18 protein-coding genes are annotated in these 14,844 nt (G+C 71.0%); 9 read left to right on the top strand and 9 right to left on the bottom strand.

The genetic code is table 11. From position 1 onward, the window contains the following. Positions 1-88: 88 nt before the first annotated feature. On the bottom strand, positions 89-646 hold the full coding sequence (locus ABD331_RS01245; protein ID WP_344470256.1) for a sigma-70 family RNA polymerase sigma factor: 558 nt from the start codon (positions 644-646) through the stop codon (positions 89-91). A gap of 153 nt (positions 647-799) precedes the next feature. On the opposite strand from ABD331_RS01245, the gene ABD331_RS01240 reads away from it, so the two are divergent. Both ABD331_RS01240 and glgX read left to right on the top strand, forming a co-directional pair. Further along, positions 800-1,225 carry an OsmC family protein gene (locus ABD331_RS01240; protein WP_344470255.1) on the top strand — a complete coding sequence of 142 codons (426 nt, stop codon included), beginning with the start codon at positions 800-802 and terminating at the stop codon, positions 1,223-1,225. A gap of 77 nt (positions 1,226-1,302) precedes the next feature. Next, positions 1,303-3,429 (top strand): glycogen debranching protein GlgX, encoded by a 2,127-nt coding sequence (gene glgX / locus ABD331_RS01235; protein ID WP_344470254.1) that lies wholly within the window; start codon positions 1,303-1,305, stop codon positions 3,427-3,429. 70 nt (positions 3,430-3,499) lie between these two features. Here the strand turns inward: glgX and ABD331_RS01230 are convergent, their stop codons facing one another. Further along, positions 3,500-3,895, bottom strand: a complete 396-nt coding sequence (locus tag ABD331_RS01230) for a hypothetical protein (protein WP_344470253.1) — start codon at positions 3,893-3,895, stop codon at positions 3,500-3,502. A 172-nt stretch (positions 3,896-4,067) separates the two neighbouring features. Between ABD331_RS01230 and ABD331_RS01225 the strand changes: the two genes are divergently transcribed. Genes ABD331_RS01225 through ABD331_RS01215 form a run of 3 tightly spaced genes read left to right on the top strand, consistent with a single transcriptional unit; the run spans position 4,068 to position 6,285 of the window. Then, positions 4,068-4,769 carry a pyrimidine reductase family protein gene (locus ABD331_RS01225; protein WP_344470252.1) on the top strand — a complete coding sequence of 234 codons (702 nt, stop codon included), beginning with the start codon at positions 4,068-4,070 and terminating at the stop codon, positions 4,767-4,769. Next, positions 4,766-5,917 carry an ATP-dependent DNA ligase gene (locus ABD331_RS01220; RefSeq protein ID WP_344470251.1) on the top strand — a complete coding sequence of 384 codons (1,152 nt, stop codon included), beginning with the start codon at positions 4,766-4,768 and terminating at the stop codon, positions 5,915-5,917. The genes ABD331_RS01225 and ABD331_RS01220 overlap by 4 nt, the downstream gene beginning before the upstream one ends. Before the next feature lie 26 nt (positions 5,918-5,943). Beyond that, positions 5,944-6,285 (top strand): hypothetical protein, encoded by a 342-nt coding sequence (locus tag ABD331_RS01215; protein WP_344470249.1) that lies wholly within the window; start codon positions 5,944-5,946, stop codon positions 6,283-6,285. On the opposite strand, the gene pgeF is transcribed toward ABD331_RS01215, so the two are convergent. The 7 genes from pgeF to ABD331_RS01180 are packed head-to-tail and all read right to left on the bottom strand — an operon-like array spanning position 6,282 to position 12,297. After that, complete coding sequence (gene pgeF, locus ABD331_RS01210; protein ID WP_344470248.1) at positions 6,282-6,989, bottom strand: peptidoglycan editing factor PgeF; 708 nt, start codon at positions 6,987-6,989, stop codon at positions 6,282-6,284. The two genes, ABD331_RS01215 and pgeF, sit on opposite strands and share 4 nt — an antisense overlap. 9 nt (positions 6,990-6,998) lie before the next feature. Beyond that, positions 6,999-7,769 (bottom strand): enoyl-CoA hydratase/isomerase family protein, encoded by a 771-nt coding sequence (locus ABD331_RS01205; protein ID WP_344470247.1) that lies wholly within the window; start codon positions 7,767-7,769, stop codon positions 6,999-7,001. Continuing rightward, on the bottom strand, positions 7,766-9,247 hold the full coding sequence (locus tag ABD331_RS01200) for a tripartite tricarboxylate transporter permease (RefSeq protein ID WP_344470246.1): 1,482 nt from the start codon (positions 9,245-9,247) through the stop codon (positions 7,766-7,768). The genes ABD331_RS01205 and ABD331_RS01200 overlap by 4 nt, the downstream gene beginning before the upstream one ends. Next, positions 9,247-9,753: a tripartite tricarboxylate transporter TctB family protein gene (locus ABD331_RS01195; protein WP_344470245.1), complete on the bottom strand. Its 507-nt coding sequence runs from the start codon at positions 9,751-9,753 to the stop codon at positions 9,247-9,249. The genes ABD331_RS01200 and ABD331_RS01195 overlap by 1 nt, the downstream gene beginning before the upstream one ends. Beyond that, positions 9,750-10,706, bottom strand: a complete 957-nt coding sequence (locus ABD331_RS01190) for a tripartite tricarboxylate transporter substrate binding protein (RefSeq protein WP_344470244.1) — start codon at positions 10,704-10,706, stop codon at positions 9,750-9,752. Before ABD331_RS01190 ends, ABD331_RS01195 begins: the two co-directional genes overlap by 4 nt. Beyond that, positions 10,703-11,089, bottom strand: a complete 387-nt coding sequence (locus ABD331_RS01185) for a thioesterase family protein (RefSeq protein WP_344470243.1) — start codon at positions 11,087-11,089, stop codon at positions 10,703-10,705. The genes ABD331_RS01190 and ABD331_RS01185 overlap by 4 nt, the downstream gene beginning before the upstream one ends. After that, positions 11,086-12,297, bottom strand: coding sequence for a CaiB/BaiF CoA transferase family protein (locus ABD331_RS01180; RefSeq protein WP_344470242.1), 1,212 nt, complete (start codon positions 12,295-12,297; stop codon positions 11,086-11,088). The genes ABD331_RS01185 and ABD331_RS01180 overlap by 4 nt, the downstream gene beginning before the upstream one ends. 138 nt (positions 12,298-12,435) lie before the next feature. Between ABD331_RS01180 and ABD331_RS01175 the strand changes: the two genes are divergently transcribed. The 4 genes from ABD331_RS01175 to ABD331_RS01160 are packed head-to-tail and all read left to right on the top strand — an operon-like array spanning position 12,436 to position 14,829. Continuing rightward, positions 12,436-13,149: a GntR family transcriptional regulator gene (locus tag ABD331_RS01175; RefSeq protein WP_344470241.1), complete on the top strand. Its 714-nt coding sequence runs from the start codon at positions 12,436-12,438 to the stop codon at positions 13,147-13,149. Next, positions 13,146-13,535, top strand: coding sequence for an FAS1-like dehydratase domain-containing protein (locus tag ABD331_RS01170; RefSeq protein ID WP_344470240.1), 390 nt, complete (start codon positions 13,146-13,148; stop codon positions 13,533-13,535). The genes ABD331_RS01175 and ABD331_RS01170 overlap by 4 nt, the downstream gene beginning before the upstream one ends. Continuing rightward, on the top strand, positions 13,532-13,906 hold the full coding sequence (locus ABD331_RS01165; protein WP_344470239.1) for a MaoC/PaaZ C-terminal domain-containing protein: 375 nt from the start codon (positions 13,532-13,534) through the stop codon (positions 13,904-13,906). Before ABD331_RS01170 ends, ABD331_RS01165 begins: the two co-directional genes overlap by 4 nt. Further along, entirely contained in the window at positions 13,906-14,829 is a 924-nt protein-coding gene (locus ABD331_RS01160; protein ID WP_344470238.1) for a U32 family peptidase, read from the top strand. Before ABD331_RS01165 ends, ABD331_RS01160 begins: the two co-directional genes overlap by 1 nt. Positions 14,830-14,844 lie beyond the last annotated feature (15 nt).

Genomic DNA, 14,844 nt, shown 5'->3' with positions numbered 1-14,844 from the left:
TGAGCCGTGTGCGGCGGCCAGGCGTCCATCACACTTCTTTCCCTGCCCTGACGATCCGCCCTCACCGCGTGCGGCGGCCGGGCGTCCATCAGACTTCTTCCTCTGCGAGCGCGTCCGCCAGGCGCCGCAGCGCCAGCCGGATGCGCGACTTGGCCGTTCCCTCAGGCACGCCGAGCTCCTCGCCGACCTGCCGGTAGGTTCTGCCACCGAAATAAGCCAGTTCCACCGCCTCCCGTAAGCCTTGGGGCAGGGATATCACCGCCTGGCGTACCCGCTGGGCCTCGTCGGCGGCGAGCACGGTGTCCTCCAGTCTCGCGGGCTCGCGTTCGAACAGCCTGGGCCCGAGCGCCGACACCCGCCTGCGCTCCTCGGCCCGCACGTGATCGACCGCACGCCGATGCGCGATCGTGGCCAGCCAGGCACGCAGGGTGCCCCGTTCCGGGTCGTAGGCCAGCGGCCGTTCCCAGAAGACGAGGAACACTTCCTGCGTGATGTCCTCAGCGATCACCCGGTCCCTGGTGACCCGCAGGGCGAGACCGAAGATCAGCGAAGAGAGCCGATCGTAGACCTCGCCCAGCGCGGACTCATCGCCGCCGACCACCCGCTGGTGCAGCAGGCGGTCGTCGTACGGTGCCTCCACTGGCACCACACTCCCGTTTATTCCGGACCAAGGCGGCTGGTGCGCCGCGACCCGAGCATGTCACTATTCGCACCAAATGTAGAGCCGGATGACCGGCTGCCAAGACTTCTTTGGGGCCGCGATAGGGTCGGAAAGGTACCAACGGAGGGAGCAATCGCGATGGCCACTACTCGCACCGCCACCACCCAGTGGAAAGGCGCCCTGATCGACGGTTCCGGCACCGTCTCGCTCAACAGCTCGGGTGTCGGCACGTACGAGGTCTCCTGGGCGTCCAGGTCGCAGGAGGCCGGCGGCAAGACCTCCCCCGAGGAGCTCATCGCCGCCGCCCACTCCTCCTGCTTCTCCATGGCGCTCTCCCACGCCCTCGCCGGCGCGGGCACGCCGCCGGAGTCGCTGGAGACCAGCGCCGACGTGACGTTCCAGCCGGGTGAGGGCATCACGGGCATCGTGCTCACGGTGAAGGGGCAGGTTCCGGGCATCACGGCCGAGCAGTTCCAGGAGGCGGCCGAGACGGCCAAGGTCAACTGCCCCGTGAGCAAGGCTCTCGCGGGCACGACGATCAGCCTTCAGGCCGAGCTTCTCTAGGTTCCCGTTCCCCCGCGCGCGAAGCGATCGGGTCATTGGAAGACCAAGAGCGCTTTCGCGTGCGACAATCGGGTCACATGCGCGAGGTCTGGCCGGGCGAGCCCTATCCACTCGGCGGCACCTGGGATGGCGTTGGCACCAGCTTTTCGGTGTTCTCCGAGGTCGCCGAGCGGGTCGAGCTGTGCCTTTTCCACGATGACGGCTCCGAGGAACGCGTCGATCTCCCCGAGGTCGACGGGTTCGTCTGGCATGGCTACCTGCCGGGGATCCAGCCCGGGCAGCGGTACGGCTATCGGGTGCACGGCCCCTACGAGCCGTCGCAGGGGCACCGGTGCAACCCGGCCAAGCTGCTGCTCGACCCGTACGCCAAGGCCATCGACGGCGACCTGGAGTGGAACCAGGCGCTGTTCCCCTACTACTTCACCGATCCCACCCGGCGCAACACCGAGGACAGCGCCCCGTACATGCCGAAGAACGTGGTGGTCAACCCGTTCTTCGAGTGGGGCAACGACCGGCCGCCGCGGATCCCGTACCACCAGACGGTGATCTACGAGGCGCACGTGCGCGGGCTCACCATGCGTCACCCCGACGTGCCTGCCGACCTGCGCGGCACGTACGCGGGGGTGGGGCATCCGGCGATCATCGACCACCTGCTGTCGCTCGGGGTGACGGCGGTCGAGCTGATGCCGGTGCACCACTACGTGCCCGAGCACTTCCTGGTGGCCAGGGGGCTGACGAACTACTGGGGTTACAACACCATGGCCTACCTGGCACCCCACGGCGGCTACTCCAGCGCCGGCACCAGGGGCCAGCAGGTGCTGGAGTTCAAGGCCATGGTGCGGGCGCTGCACGAGGCGGGCATCGAGGTCATCCTCGACGTGGTCTACAACCACACGGCCGAGGGCGACCACATGGGGCCCACGCTGGGGTTCCGGGGCATCGACAACGTCGCCTACTACCGGCTGCACGACGGCGACCGGCGCTACTACCTCGACTACACCGGGTGCGGCAACTCGCTGAACGTGCGCTCGCCGCACGCCCTGCAGCTCATCATGGACTCGCTGCGGTACTGGGTGCTGGAGATGCACGTCGACGGGTTCCGCTTCGACCTGGCCTCGGCGCTGGCCAGGGAGCTGCACGACGTCGACCGGCTCAGCGCGTTCTTCGACCTGATCCAGCAGGATCCGGTGATCTCGCAGGTCAAGCTGATCGCCGAGCCGTGGGATGTGGGCCCTGGCGGCTACCAGGTGGGCAACTTCCCGCCGCTGTGGACGGAGTGGAACGGCAAGTATCGCGACATCGTCCGCGACTTCTGGCGGGGCACCCACTCGGCGCTGCCCGAGTTCGCCTCCCGGCTGACCGGCTCCGCCGACCTGTACGAGTCCTCCGGCCGCCGCCCCGTCGCCTCGATCAACTTCGTGACCTGCCACGACGGGTTCACGATGACGGACCTGGTCTCGTACGACCACAAGCACAACGAGGACAACGGCGAGGACAACCGCGACGGCACCAACGACAACCGCTCGTGGAACTGCGGCGCGGAGGGCCCCGTGGAGGACCCGCAGATCGTCACGCTCCGCCGTCGGCAGCGCCGCAACCTGCTGGCCACGCTGTTCCTGTCGCAGGGGGTGCCCATGCTCTCGCACGGCGACGAGATCGGGCGCACGCAGCGCGGCAACAACAACGCCTACTGCCAGGACAACGAGCTGGCCTGGGTCGACTGGTCGCTGGTGAACGCCGAGTCGGAGCTGCTGGAGTTCGTCCAGGCGCTGTCGAAGCTGCGCCGCGAGCACCCGGTCTTCCAGCGGCGGCGCTTCTTCCACGGGCGGCATCCCGACAACGGCGCCCGCGACCTGGTGTGGCTGACGCCCGGCGGGCGGGAGATGACGGCCGGCGACTGGCACATCAGCTACGCCAAGTCGCTGATGGTCTACCTGAACGGCGAGGCGATCACCGAGATGGGGCCGCGCGGCGAGCGGATCGCGGACGACTCGTTCCTGCTGCTGATCAACGCCCACCACGAGAGCCTGCCGTTCACGCTGCCGGGCGAGGAGCTCGGCGACCGGTGGCTGCCGGTGCTCGACACCACGCACGACGTGGTGGAGGAGGGGTTCGCGGACGACGGGTGGCAGGCGGGCGACGTGGTGGCCGTCACGTCACGCTCGTTGCAGGTGCTGCGGCGGCCGAGAAGCGGCAAGTCCTGACCGCCCGCGAGGCGCGTCCGGGAGACGCGTCTCGTGGCCGCGTCCGGGGAGACGCGATCAGAAGACGCGGTCAGAAGACGCGGGCGGCGCTGGCGGTGAGGAAGACGAGCGTGAACGCCGTCACCCCGGCCAGCCCGTGCAGGGTCACGGCCAGGACGGGGAAGCCGCGCCCGGCCATCTGGTGGCGTCCGCCGCCGAGCCACCGGGTGAACATCGCGAACCCGAGGAGCGCGGCCGCCGCCAGGCCGGCGAAGGCCGCCCAGGCGAGCACGCGGCTGCCCGTGGCGAGGCCGGCGGCGTAGCAGACCAGCGCCGTGACGGCGAGCGCCGGGTGGGCGAAGACGACGGCGGCGGGAAAGCGGGTGACCTTGGCGCGGCGCAGGCCGCCGCCCGCGAGCCACAAGGAGAGCAGGTACACCCCGGCGAGCGCGGCGACCGTCCATGCCACGGCGGTGAGCAGCCCCACAGCGTGCCTCCTGTCAATTCCCATCCCTATCGTCACGTTAAGCGGAGAATTGCCGGTACGTCCGCCGATCAGGAAAAGCGGTAAAACCCCTGGCTGATGGAATGTCGGTGGCGTGTGCCAAGGTAGAGGGGTGCGGCGCATTCATCCCGACATACAAGACAATCCGGATATCGTGCAGGCCTACGCCTACCCCGAGGACCGGCCCTGGCTGCGGCTCAACATGGTCGCCAGCGCCGACGGCGCGGCCTGGCTGAAGGGGCGCTCCGGCCCGCTGTCGAGCACCGGCGACAAGCGCGTCTTCCAGCTCCTGCGCGGGCTGGCCGACGTGATCGTCGCGGGCGCCGCGACCGTGCGCAAGGAGGGGTATGGCCCCGTCCCGCCGCGCGACACCTGGGCGGAGATCCGGCAGGGGCGGCCCGAGGTGCCGCCCATCGCCGTGATCACCCGCAGCCTCGCCCTCGACCTCGACGGCGACCTGTTCTGCGACGCGCCGAGCAAGACGATCGTGATCACCTGCGAGGCGGCGCCGCACGATCGGCGCAAGGAGGCGGCCAAGCGCGCCGACCTGATCGTGGCCGGCGAGGAGGGCGTCGACATGCGGCGGGCCGTGGCCGAGCTGCACCAGCGCGGGCTGACCAAGGTGCTGTGCGAGGGCGGGCCGCGCATCAACGCCCAGCTCTCGGCGGCCGGCCTGGTCGACGAGCTGTGCCTGTCGATCAGCCCGCTGCTGGTCGGCGGCGGCGCGGCGCGCATCCAGAACGGCGAGCCCGCGCAGGTCGCACTGGATCTCAGCCAGGTGCTGGAGGAGGATGGCGTCCTCTTCTGCAAGTACACGAGGGCCGTTCACGGGGACGACGAGGGAGCACAGCCATGACCGACGAGCCGACCGCGCCGGAGGTGGCGGAGGAGCCGGAGCCGGTGCCCAACCTGGTGGTGCGGCCACCGGTGGCGCCGATGCTGGCCAAGCCGGTCAAGGCGATGCCGAAGCAGGACGGCACGCTGCTCTACGAGCCGAAGTGGGACGGGTTCCGCTGCATCATCTTCCGTGACGGCGACGAGGTCTACCTGGGCAGCCGCAACGAGCGGCCGTTCACCCGCTACTTCCCCGAGCTGGTCGAGGCGGTCAGGGCCGAGCTGCCCGACAAGGTGGTGATCGACGGCGAGATCGTGCTGCCGATGGGCTCGCAGCTCGACTTCGACGCCCTGCAGCAGCGCATCCACCCGGCCAAGTCTCGGGTGACGATGTTGTCGGAGCGCACGCCCGCGCAGTTCGTCGCGTTCGACCTGCTGGCGCTGGGCGACGAGTCGCTGATGGAGACGCCGTTCGCGCAGCGGCGGGCGCGGCTGGTGGGGTTGTTCGGCGAGAAGGCCGGGTCCGTGCGGCTGACGCCCGTCACGACCAACTACGACCAGGCGCTCGAATGGTTCGAGATGTTCGAGGGGGCCGGGCTCGACGGCATCATCGTCAAGCCGGGCGACCAGCCGTACGTGCCCGACAAGCGCACGATGTTCAAGGTCAAGCACGAGCGCACCGCCGACGTGGTGATCTGCGGCTACCGCGAGCACAAGACCGGGCCGATCGTGGGCTCGCTGCTGCTCGGCCTGTACGGCGACGACGGGCGGCTGCACCACGTGGGGGTGGCGGCCTCGTTCCCGATGAAGCGCAGGGCCGAGCTGGTCGAGGAGATCAAGCCGTACCTCGCGGAGCTGGGCGAGCATCCGTGGGGGCACTGGGCGGAGCAGGCGCAGGCCAACGTGGGCCAGCCGGCCGCCGGGCCGGCGACGGGCGGGCAGCGGGTGCCGGGGGCGGTGTCGCGGTGGAACGCCAAGAAGGACCTGTCGTTCATCCCGTTGCGGCCGGAGCTGGTGGTCGAGGTGGCCTACGACCAGATGGAGGGTGATCGGTTCCGGCACACGGCGCAGTTCCGGCGGTGGCGGCCGGATCGTACGCCCGAATCGTGCACCTATGAGCAGTTGGAGCGTCCGGTTAGTTACAACCTTGACGACATCCTTGCCCGTTAGCGATACATCCCGTTATATCTCGACATATGAGTACAGGGGATGAGTTGCGGGCCGCCGTGTCGGCGCGGCGGGATCTGGGGCCCGAGTACGAGAACGAGATCGTGGAGTCCTTCCTCGACAAGATGGGGCAGGAGATCGACCGGCGGGTGGACGAGCGGCTGGCCAAGACCTCGCCCAAGGCCAGGCCGGTCAACCAGAACGTGGCCGACGGGCAGCGGCTCGCCCTGGCCATCGTCTCGCTGGTGCTGGCCACGGGGGCCACGCTCGCCGTCATCCTGACCGGGAGCGAGGCGTCCTACGTGATCCCGATCTGGATCGGCGTGATCATCGTGAACGCGATCTTCAACGGCAACCGGGGGAAGAGCTAGGCCAGCCAGATCAGCCCGGCGAACCGGCCGCCGGGCTGCTCCCTGCGGTGGGAGTACAGCTCCTGCGCCTCGATCGTGCAGCGCGCGTCGTGCCGCACGTCGGCCAGCCCCGCCGCCCTGAGCTGAGCCTCGATCCCCGCGCGCAGGTCGAGCGCGGGCGTCTGCCACGACGTCGTGGACCAGGTCGCGGGCACCCGGGACGCCACGCGTTCGCGCAGGTCGGCGGGCACCTCGTAGCAGCGGCCGCACGCGCCGGGGCCGATCAGCGCCACCATCCTGCCCGGCTCGGCGCCCTTGGCCGCCATCGCCTCGACCAGCGCCGTGGCGATGCCCGCCTCGGTGCCGGGGCGGCCGGAGTGCGCCGCGCCGGCCATGCGGGCCACCGGGTCGGCCACCAGCACCGCCGGGCAGTCGGCCCCGAGCGAGGCCAGCGCCAGGCCGGGCTCGGTGGTGAAGACGCCGTCGAGCGGCGGCGGGTCGTCGCCGAACGGCTCGCTCACGTACGCGACGTCGGCGCTGTGGACCTGGCGCATGAACACCACGGCCCGCACGCCCAGCTCCGCCCTGACGCCCTCGCGGTTGGCGCGCACGTTCGCCGGGTCGTCGCCGACGAGGCCGCCGAGGTTGCGCGTGCCGTACGGCGGGGCGCTGACGCCTCCGTTGCGGTCGGTGATGGCGACGTGGACACCGGGGGCGAGCTGCATGCCCCGATCCTAGAGCCCCTGCCAGGTGATCTTCTCCTTGGCGAGGAAGGCGGGGACGGCGGCGTGGAAGTCGGCGCTGCCGAAGACCGTGGCCACGAGGTCGTCGCCGTCCGGCAGGTTCGCCACGCGCAGCCGCCGCACCGCCTCCTTGGCCGCCCACATCGACAGCGGCGCGTGCGACAGCAGCCGCTCCTCCACCTCGGCCTGCCGGGCGGCCAGCGCGTCCGGCTCGCACAGCTCGGCCACGAAGCCCGCCGCGTGCGCCTCCTCGCCGGTGAACATGCGGGCCCGCAGCAGCATGTCCAGGGTCCTGGCCGGGCCGAGGTGGTGCACGAGGAGGGAGTAGGTGTTCATGGACAGGCAGTTGCCGAGGGTCCTGGCGATCGGCGCGCCGAAGCGCGAGCCGGGCACCGACAGCCGCAGGTCGCAGGCGGCGGCCACGACCAGGCCGCCGCCCACGCAGTACCCCTCGACGACGGCCACGGTGGGCACCCTGACCTGCTCCAGCCGGTCGATGACGCGCTGGACCTTGCGCTCGTAGGCGATGCCGTCGTCCCCGTCGGTGAAGGAGGAGAACTGGGCGATGTCCGTACCGGCGACGAAGGCCCTGCCGCCCGCGCCCGACAGCGTGAGCAGCCTGACGGACGGGTCGGCGTCGGCGCGCTCGCAGGCGTCGTACAGGCCGTCCCACATGGCCCAGGTCAGCGCGTTGTGCTGGGCGGGACGGTTGAACGTCACGCGCAGCACGGGTCCGTCGGCGGTGACGAGCAGCTCGCTCATACCTTCTCCTTCTTACGCAGTGCCTTGACCAGGGAAGGCCCGGCGAGCAGCAGGGCGGCCAGCAGGAGCACGACCAGCGCGATCGGCCGGGTGAAGATGATCGTCAGGTCGCCGCCGCCCATGGCGGACGTCTGCACGAGCGCCTTCTCGAACAGCGCCCCGATGACGAGCCCGAGCACGAGCGGCGCCATCGGCAGGTCGAACTTCTTCATGAAATATCCGACGATGCCGAAGACGAACACCACCCAGACGCTGAACATGTTGTTGTCGATCGAGTACGCCCCCACGAAGCTGGTCACCAGGATCAGCGGATACAGGTAGCCGTACGGGATCCGCAGGAGCTGCGCGAACAGCGGCGCCAGCGGCAGGTTCAGCACCAGCAGCAGCACGTTGCCGATGAAGAACGAGGCCAGCAGCCCCCACACCAGCTCCGGCTGCTCCTCGAAGAGCAGCGGCCCCGGCTGGATGCCGTACATCATGAACGCCCCCAGCAGCACGGCCGTGGTCGCGCCGCCCGGGATGCCGAGGGCCAGGGTGGGCACGAAGTTGGCGTTGGCGGCGGCGTTGTTGGCGCTCTCCGGCGAGGCCACGCCCTCGATCGCGCCGTGCCCGAACTCGTCCTTGTGCCGCGAGACGCGCTTCTCCACCCCGTACGCCAGGAAGGACGCCAGCGTGGAACCGGCGCCCGGCAGGCAGCCGAGCAGGTAGCCGATCACGCTGCCCCGGGCGATCGCCCCCTTGGAGCGGGACAGCTCCTCCCTGGTGATCATCAGGTCCTTGAAGCGGGCCCTGATGGGTGCGGCGGCGCCCTGGCGGATCTGGAAGAGCACCTCCCCCACCGCGAACAGCCCGATCATGACCTGCACGAACGGCAGCCCGGACAGCAGGTCCACGTCGCCGAAGGTGTAGCGGGGCAGGCCGGTGGCCGCGTCCACGCCGACGGTGGCCAGCAGGATGCCGAGCACCGCCATGGCCAGGCCGCGCAGCCGGGCTCCCGAGGAGAAGCTGACGATGGTGGTCAGGCCGAGGACCATGACGGCCAGGTTCTCCGGCGGCCCGAAGTCGAGCGCCAGCTTGGCGAACGGCGGTGCCATGGCCACCAGCAGGAGCAGCGAGACGATGGCGGCGGCGAACGAGCCGATGGCGGCGATCGACAGCGCCGCGCCCGCCCGGCCCTTGCGGGCCATCTGGTAGCCGTCGATCGCGGTGACCACGCTGGCCGCCTCGCCGGGCGTGGAGATGAGCACGGAGGTGATCGTGCCGCCGTACTGGGCGCCGTAGTAGATGCCGGCCAGCATGATCAGCGCGGTCAGCGGCTCGAACGAGAGCGTCAGCGGCAGCAGCACGGCCACGCCGGTCGTCGAGCCGAGGCCCGGCAGCAGGCCGATGACGGTGCCGGCGAGCACGCCGACGAAGCACCACAGCAGGTTCGCGGGGGTGAGCGCGGCGCCGAACCCCATGATCAGGTTGTCCAGCATCAGCCGTCGCCTCCGACCCCGAGCAGGCCGCCGGGCAGCGGCACCGCCAGGAACAGCACGAACACCGCGTAGATCACCAGCGTGGCGGCGACCGCGATCGCGGCTGCCGGGACGATCGGCTGCTTCTCGACGAACGCGGAGACGGCGAACACCAGCAGCCCGAACGCCACCAGGAACCCGGTCAGCGGCACCAGCAGCAGCGCCACCAGCAGGAGGCCGAACACGGTCCAGAGCGTCCTGATCCGCGCGGGATCCACCTCGTCCGGCTCGTCCGGCTCGTCCGCCCCATCCGCCCCGTCCGCCTCCGCGGCCCGGCGGGCCGACCGCAGGAGGCAGGCGGCCGACAGCAGCGCCAGCGCCACCCCGGCGACCAGCGGCAGGAAGCCAGGGCCGACCTCGCCGCCGTCCTTGGTGACGCCGTAGCCGAACGAGGCGCCCGCCATGGCGGCCGACAGGCAGACGAGCAGCGCCCAGACGACGCCCTCGCCCCGGATCAGCCCTCTCATGACGTCTTCTTCAGCACCGGCGCGAGCGCGGTGTCGAGCTGGGCGAGGTAGTCGCGGAAGTCGTCGCCGTACAGCTCGGCCTGCTGCAGGTAGTTGTCCTTGAGCCACTTCTGGAACTCGGCGGTCCTCGTCACGCCCCTGGCGGCGCTCTCCCAGTAGGCGCGCTCGCGTCCGTCCAGCCCGCCCGGCGCCAGGAAGCCCCTGAACTGCACGTACGAGACGTCGATGCCCTGCTCCTTGGCCGTGGGCAGCGCGGAGAACTCGGGGTAGGTGTAGCGCTGGTCCGTGGTGACGCACAGGCCCTTGAGGTCGCCGGACCTGAGCTGGCCGATCACCTCGCCGGGGTTGAGCAGCGCCGCCTGGATCTGGCCGCCGAGCACGGCCGGCACCAGCTCGCCGCCCGACTCGAACGGCACCCGCTGGAACTTCGCGCCGGTCTTCTGCTCGATCATCGTGAAGATCACGTTGTCGACGCCGTACGCGCCGGACATGCCCACGTTGACGCGTCCGGCCTTGGCCGCGTTGACCACGTCCGTGCACGTCTGGTACGGCGAGTCCTTCTTGACCACGACGATGCCGCCGTCCTCGGCGAGCTTGGCGACGGGCGTGAAGTCCTCGCGGGTGAAGGAGACCTGGCCGCTGAGCGGCAGGGACAGGATGGCGTTCTCGGTGGCGATCAGGTAGTTGCCGTTGCCCTTCTTGCCGAGCAGGCCCGAGTAGCCGACCGCGCCCGAGCCGCCGTCGCGGTTCTCGACGGTGACGGTCAGGCCGGGCTGGGCCTTCTCCAGCGCGGTGGCGATGGCCCGGCCCGCCAGGTCGCTGCCGCCGCCCGCGGCGAACGGCACGATCATGCGGACGTCGCCGCGCGGCTTCCACGCGCCCCCCGGCGTGTCGGCGTTGGCACCGCAGGCCGCCGCCCCGAGCAGCAGCGCGGCGGCCAGCAGTGCCCTCATGACGTCAGCCCCTGGAGCTTGGCGGCGAACTTGTCGAGGTCGATGACGAACCGCTCGTGGGTGCCCTCGCCGACCTTCCCGTTGGCGTCCTCGGCGACGACGGAGAAGGTGACCCGCCGCCGGTCCACCTCGGTCACGGTGGCGGTCGCGGTCACCTCGCCGCCCTTGAGCGTGGGCGCCACGTGCGCGATCTCCACCTTGCTGCCGACGCTGCCCTGCCCCTCGCCCAGGTAGGGGGCCAGGGCCTCGATGGCGGCGTCCTCGATCAGGTGGACCAGGTTGGGGGTGGAGAAGATGTCGTGGTCGCCGCGGCGGGTGCAGTGGCGCTCCGCCACGACCCAGGTGAGGCTCGCGCTCACACCCGGGGTCAGTCGCTCGCTCATGAGCTCTCCAAGGGGGTGGGGGATTGGGCCGCCGCGCCTTCGGCGAGCAGCCGGTCGATCTCCTGCTCGGTCAGGCCGCACTCGCGCAGCACCTCGACGGTGTCCGCGCCGAGCAGCGGCCCGGCGGGGCCGCGCCTGGTGGGGGTGCCGGAGAAGCGCATGGCCGAGCCGAGCTGGCGGACGGGGCCCATCTCGGGATGCTCGGCATCCCAGAAGAACCGCCGCTGTCCGAGGTGCTCGTCGTTGAACACCTGGGAGTAGTCGGAGATGGGCGCGCAGGGCACGCCATGGGCGTCGAGCGCGGCCACGACGTCGGCCGTGGTGCGCGCGGCGGTGACGCGTTCGATGGCGGGGATCAGCTCGTGGCGCAGGCCGTGCCGGTCGTGGGCGTCGGCGTACCGCTCGTCCGCGAGCAGCTCGGGCAGGCCGAGCGCGGCGCACAGGCCCTGCCAGGTCTTGGGGGTGACGGCGCCGACCGTGCACCAGCCGTCCGCGGTGCGGATGGCCTGGTACGGGGCGGTGCTCTGGTGGGCGGAGCCGAGGGGCCTGCCGACCTCGCCGGTGGCGAAGTACTTGCCGGCCTCCCAGATGGCGAACGACACGGCCGACTCCAGCAGCGACACGTCCACATGCTGGCCCTGACCCGTCGTGTGGCGGGCCTGGAGGGCGGAGACGGCGCCGAGGGCTCCGTACAGGCCGCAGACCAGGTCCGCGATGGGCACGCCGACCTTGACCGGGTCGCCGTCGGGCATGCCGGTGACGCTCATCAGGCCGCCGCGGGCCTGGGCCATGATGTCCAGGCCTGGCAGGTGCGCGAGGGGGCCGTCCTGGCCCCAGCCGGAGGCGGAGACGTACACCAGGCGCGGGTTGAGCCGCCGCAGGTCGTCGTAGCCGAGGCCGAGCTTGCGCATGGCGCCGGGGCGCAGGTTCTCCACCAGCACGTCGGCGTCCTGGACGAGGCGGCGGAAGGCGGCGGCGCCCTGCTCGGACTTCAGGTCGAGGGCGATCGAGCGTTTGTTGCGGTTGAGGCGGGCGAACGGGGAGCTGTGCCCGGCCGTGAACGGCCCGATGGCGCGCACCTGGTCGCCGCCCTGGGGGTTCTCGACCTTGATGACGGTGGCGCCCAGGTCGGCCAGTTGCATCGTGGCGAAGGGGGCGGCCATGAAGGCGCCGACCTCGACCACTCGAATTCCGGACAAGGGGTTCATATGTTACGAAAACCTCACTTCCGGCGGGGTTGGTCTATTGTCTACAGAAGACAACTGGGCTAGACAAGAGTTCCGCCGGAAGTTCTTCGGCACTATGGCGGCAGACACCGACCGCCTTCGTACGAGAGAGACCCCGACATGCGCATCGAGGCACCCCCCAGCATGGTCCAGCTCGCCACCGAGGCACTGATGCGCATGCTGCTCAGCGGCAGGCTGCAGCCGGGCGACCGGGTGGTGGAGAACCAGCTCACCCAGGAGCTGGGCGTCAGCAGGCCGCCGCTGCGCGAGGCCATGCGGGTGCTGGAGCAGCAGGGACTGATCACCCAGCTCCCCCGGCGGGGCGCGTTCGTCACCCAGCTCACGCTGCACGACATCTACGAGATCGTCACGCTGCGGCGGGAGCTGGAGCGGATGGCCGTCGACCTCGGCGTCCCCGTCCGCGAGCCGGCCCGGCTCCAGCGCTGCCACGCCGCGCTCGACCGGCACGGCGCCTGCGCGCGGGCCGGCGACTGGATGGGGGTGCTGGAGCACGCCGTCGAGTTCCACAGCTCCGTGATCGGGCTGTCCGGGCACCGGCGGCTGGAGGAGGCCTACCGCTCCATCCAGCTCCAGATGCTGCTCTGCATGGGCATGAACCGGCAGGCCAGGGCGTCCGACGAATCCCTCGTGGACGACTGGCGGCGGCACCGCCGCCTGCTGGAGGTGATCGAGTCCGGCTCGCCCGAGGCCGTGCACCGGGAGCTGGCCGGCCACGGCGACATGACGTTCCTCGACGGCATCGAGGACCGGGTCGGCGGGCACTCCCCCGAGTCGCTGGCCTGGCTGAAGCGGGTCAGGGAAGGAGAGACATGATCGAGGCGCTCCAGGAGGCGGTCGGCTGGACCGGCCCCGCGCGGGAGGACGTCGTCGAGCGGCGTCATCTGGAGTTCTACCGGCACGCGATCGGCGACACCTCCGGCGAGGTGCCGCCCACGTTCACCGCGTGCTTCCTCGACGAGCCGCCGTCGCTGCCGGCCGCGGCCTCGTACGGGGAAGGCTGGCTGAACGGCGGGGACCGGTTCGAGTACCACGCGCCGCTGCGCGAGGGCGACGTGCTGGTCTCCCGGCCCCGGTTCACCGGCGTGGCAGAGAAGAGCGGCAGGGCGGGGCCGATGGCGCTGCTCACGTTCGAGACGGAGTTCCGCCGGCCGGACGGCGAGCTGGTGGTCCGGCACGTCGGCACGCGGATCAGAAAATGATCCTCACCGAGACCACGACCCTGCGCAGGCTCGTCGAGTACGCCGGCGCCTCGGGCGACTTCTACGAGATGCACTACGACCTCGATGTCGCCCGCTCGCTCGGCCATCCGGAGCTGGCCGTGCACGGGCTGCTCAAGGCGGCCTACCTGGGGCGGCTCGTCACCGGATGGCTCGGCGGGCGGGGACGGCTGGCCGTGCTGGAGGTCAGCTACCGCGGGATGGACTTCAGGGACCGGGCGCACACGTGCCGGGGGCGGGTGATATCGACGGACGGGAACCGGGCAGAGCTGGAGCTGTGGGGCGAGGACGACACCGGCCGGCGCACCACGCTCGGGCGCGCCGAAGTGATCTATGACGAGGAGACCCCCTGATGACCAGCCTTGCCGGCCTCCACGCCCTGATGGCCCGCCTCGGGCACCCCGTGGTGGCGACCGCCGCGCCCGCGGCGTCCGGTTTCGCGGACGGGGCGCCGTACCGCTTCGAGATCCCCAGCGTCGAGGGGCCAGAGGTGCTGGAGGCCGTGGTCGCCGAGGCCGACCGGCTCGGCGTGCCCGTCGCCAGGACCTCCCAGGGCAGCGGCGTGATGATGCTGGCCGACGACGAGATCACCCGGATGGCCCGCATCGGGGCCGAGCGCCGCATGGAGGTCAACCTGTTCCTCGGGCCGCGCGCCGCCTGGGACACCGGCGGCCAGGCCAAGCTCACCCAGGCCGTCGGCGCCGCCGCGCGCGGCAACGCGATGGTGGCGGCGTGCGTCGCGGACGCGCTGCGGGCCTGCTCGCTGGGCATCCGCAGCCTGCTCGTCGGCGACCTCGGCACCCTGGACGTGCTGCGCGCGCTCAAGGCGGACGGCACGCTGCCCGCGAACCTGGTGCTGAAGACGTCGGTGCTGATGCCGCTCACCAACGGGCCCACGGCCGCCGTGTACGAGCGGCTCGGCGCCACCACCGTCAACGTGGGCACCGACCTGACCGTCCCGCAGCTCGCCGAGATCCGGGCCGCCACCGGGCTGCCGATCGACCTCTACCTGGAGGTGCCGGATGATCAGGGTGGGTTCGTACGGTTCTACGAGGCCGTGGAGATCGTCCGGGCCGCCGCTCCCGTCTACCTGAAGATGGGGCTGCGCAACGCGCCCAACATCTACCCGTCCGGGGGGCATCTCGGGGCGGTGCCCAAGGAGCTGGGCAGGGAGCGGGTGCGGCGGGCCGCGCTGGTGCGGCGGTTGATCGAGGAGCTGGATCCGGCGCTGGGCAAGCCGTCGGAGAGCGCCGATCTGGGCGTGCCCGAGGTGTAGAGGACCGGCGGCATC

Origin of the sequence: Nonomuraea monospora (assembly GCF_039531895.1) — a bacterium.
Taxonomy (GTDB): Bacteria; Actinomycetota; Actinomycetes; order Streptosporangiales; family Streptosporangiaceae; genus Nonomuraea; species Nonomuraea monospora.
This window is presented reverse-complemented; position numbering and strand designations above follow the sequence as displayed.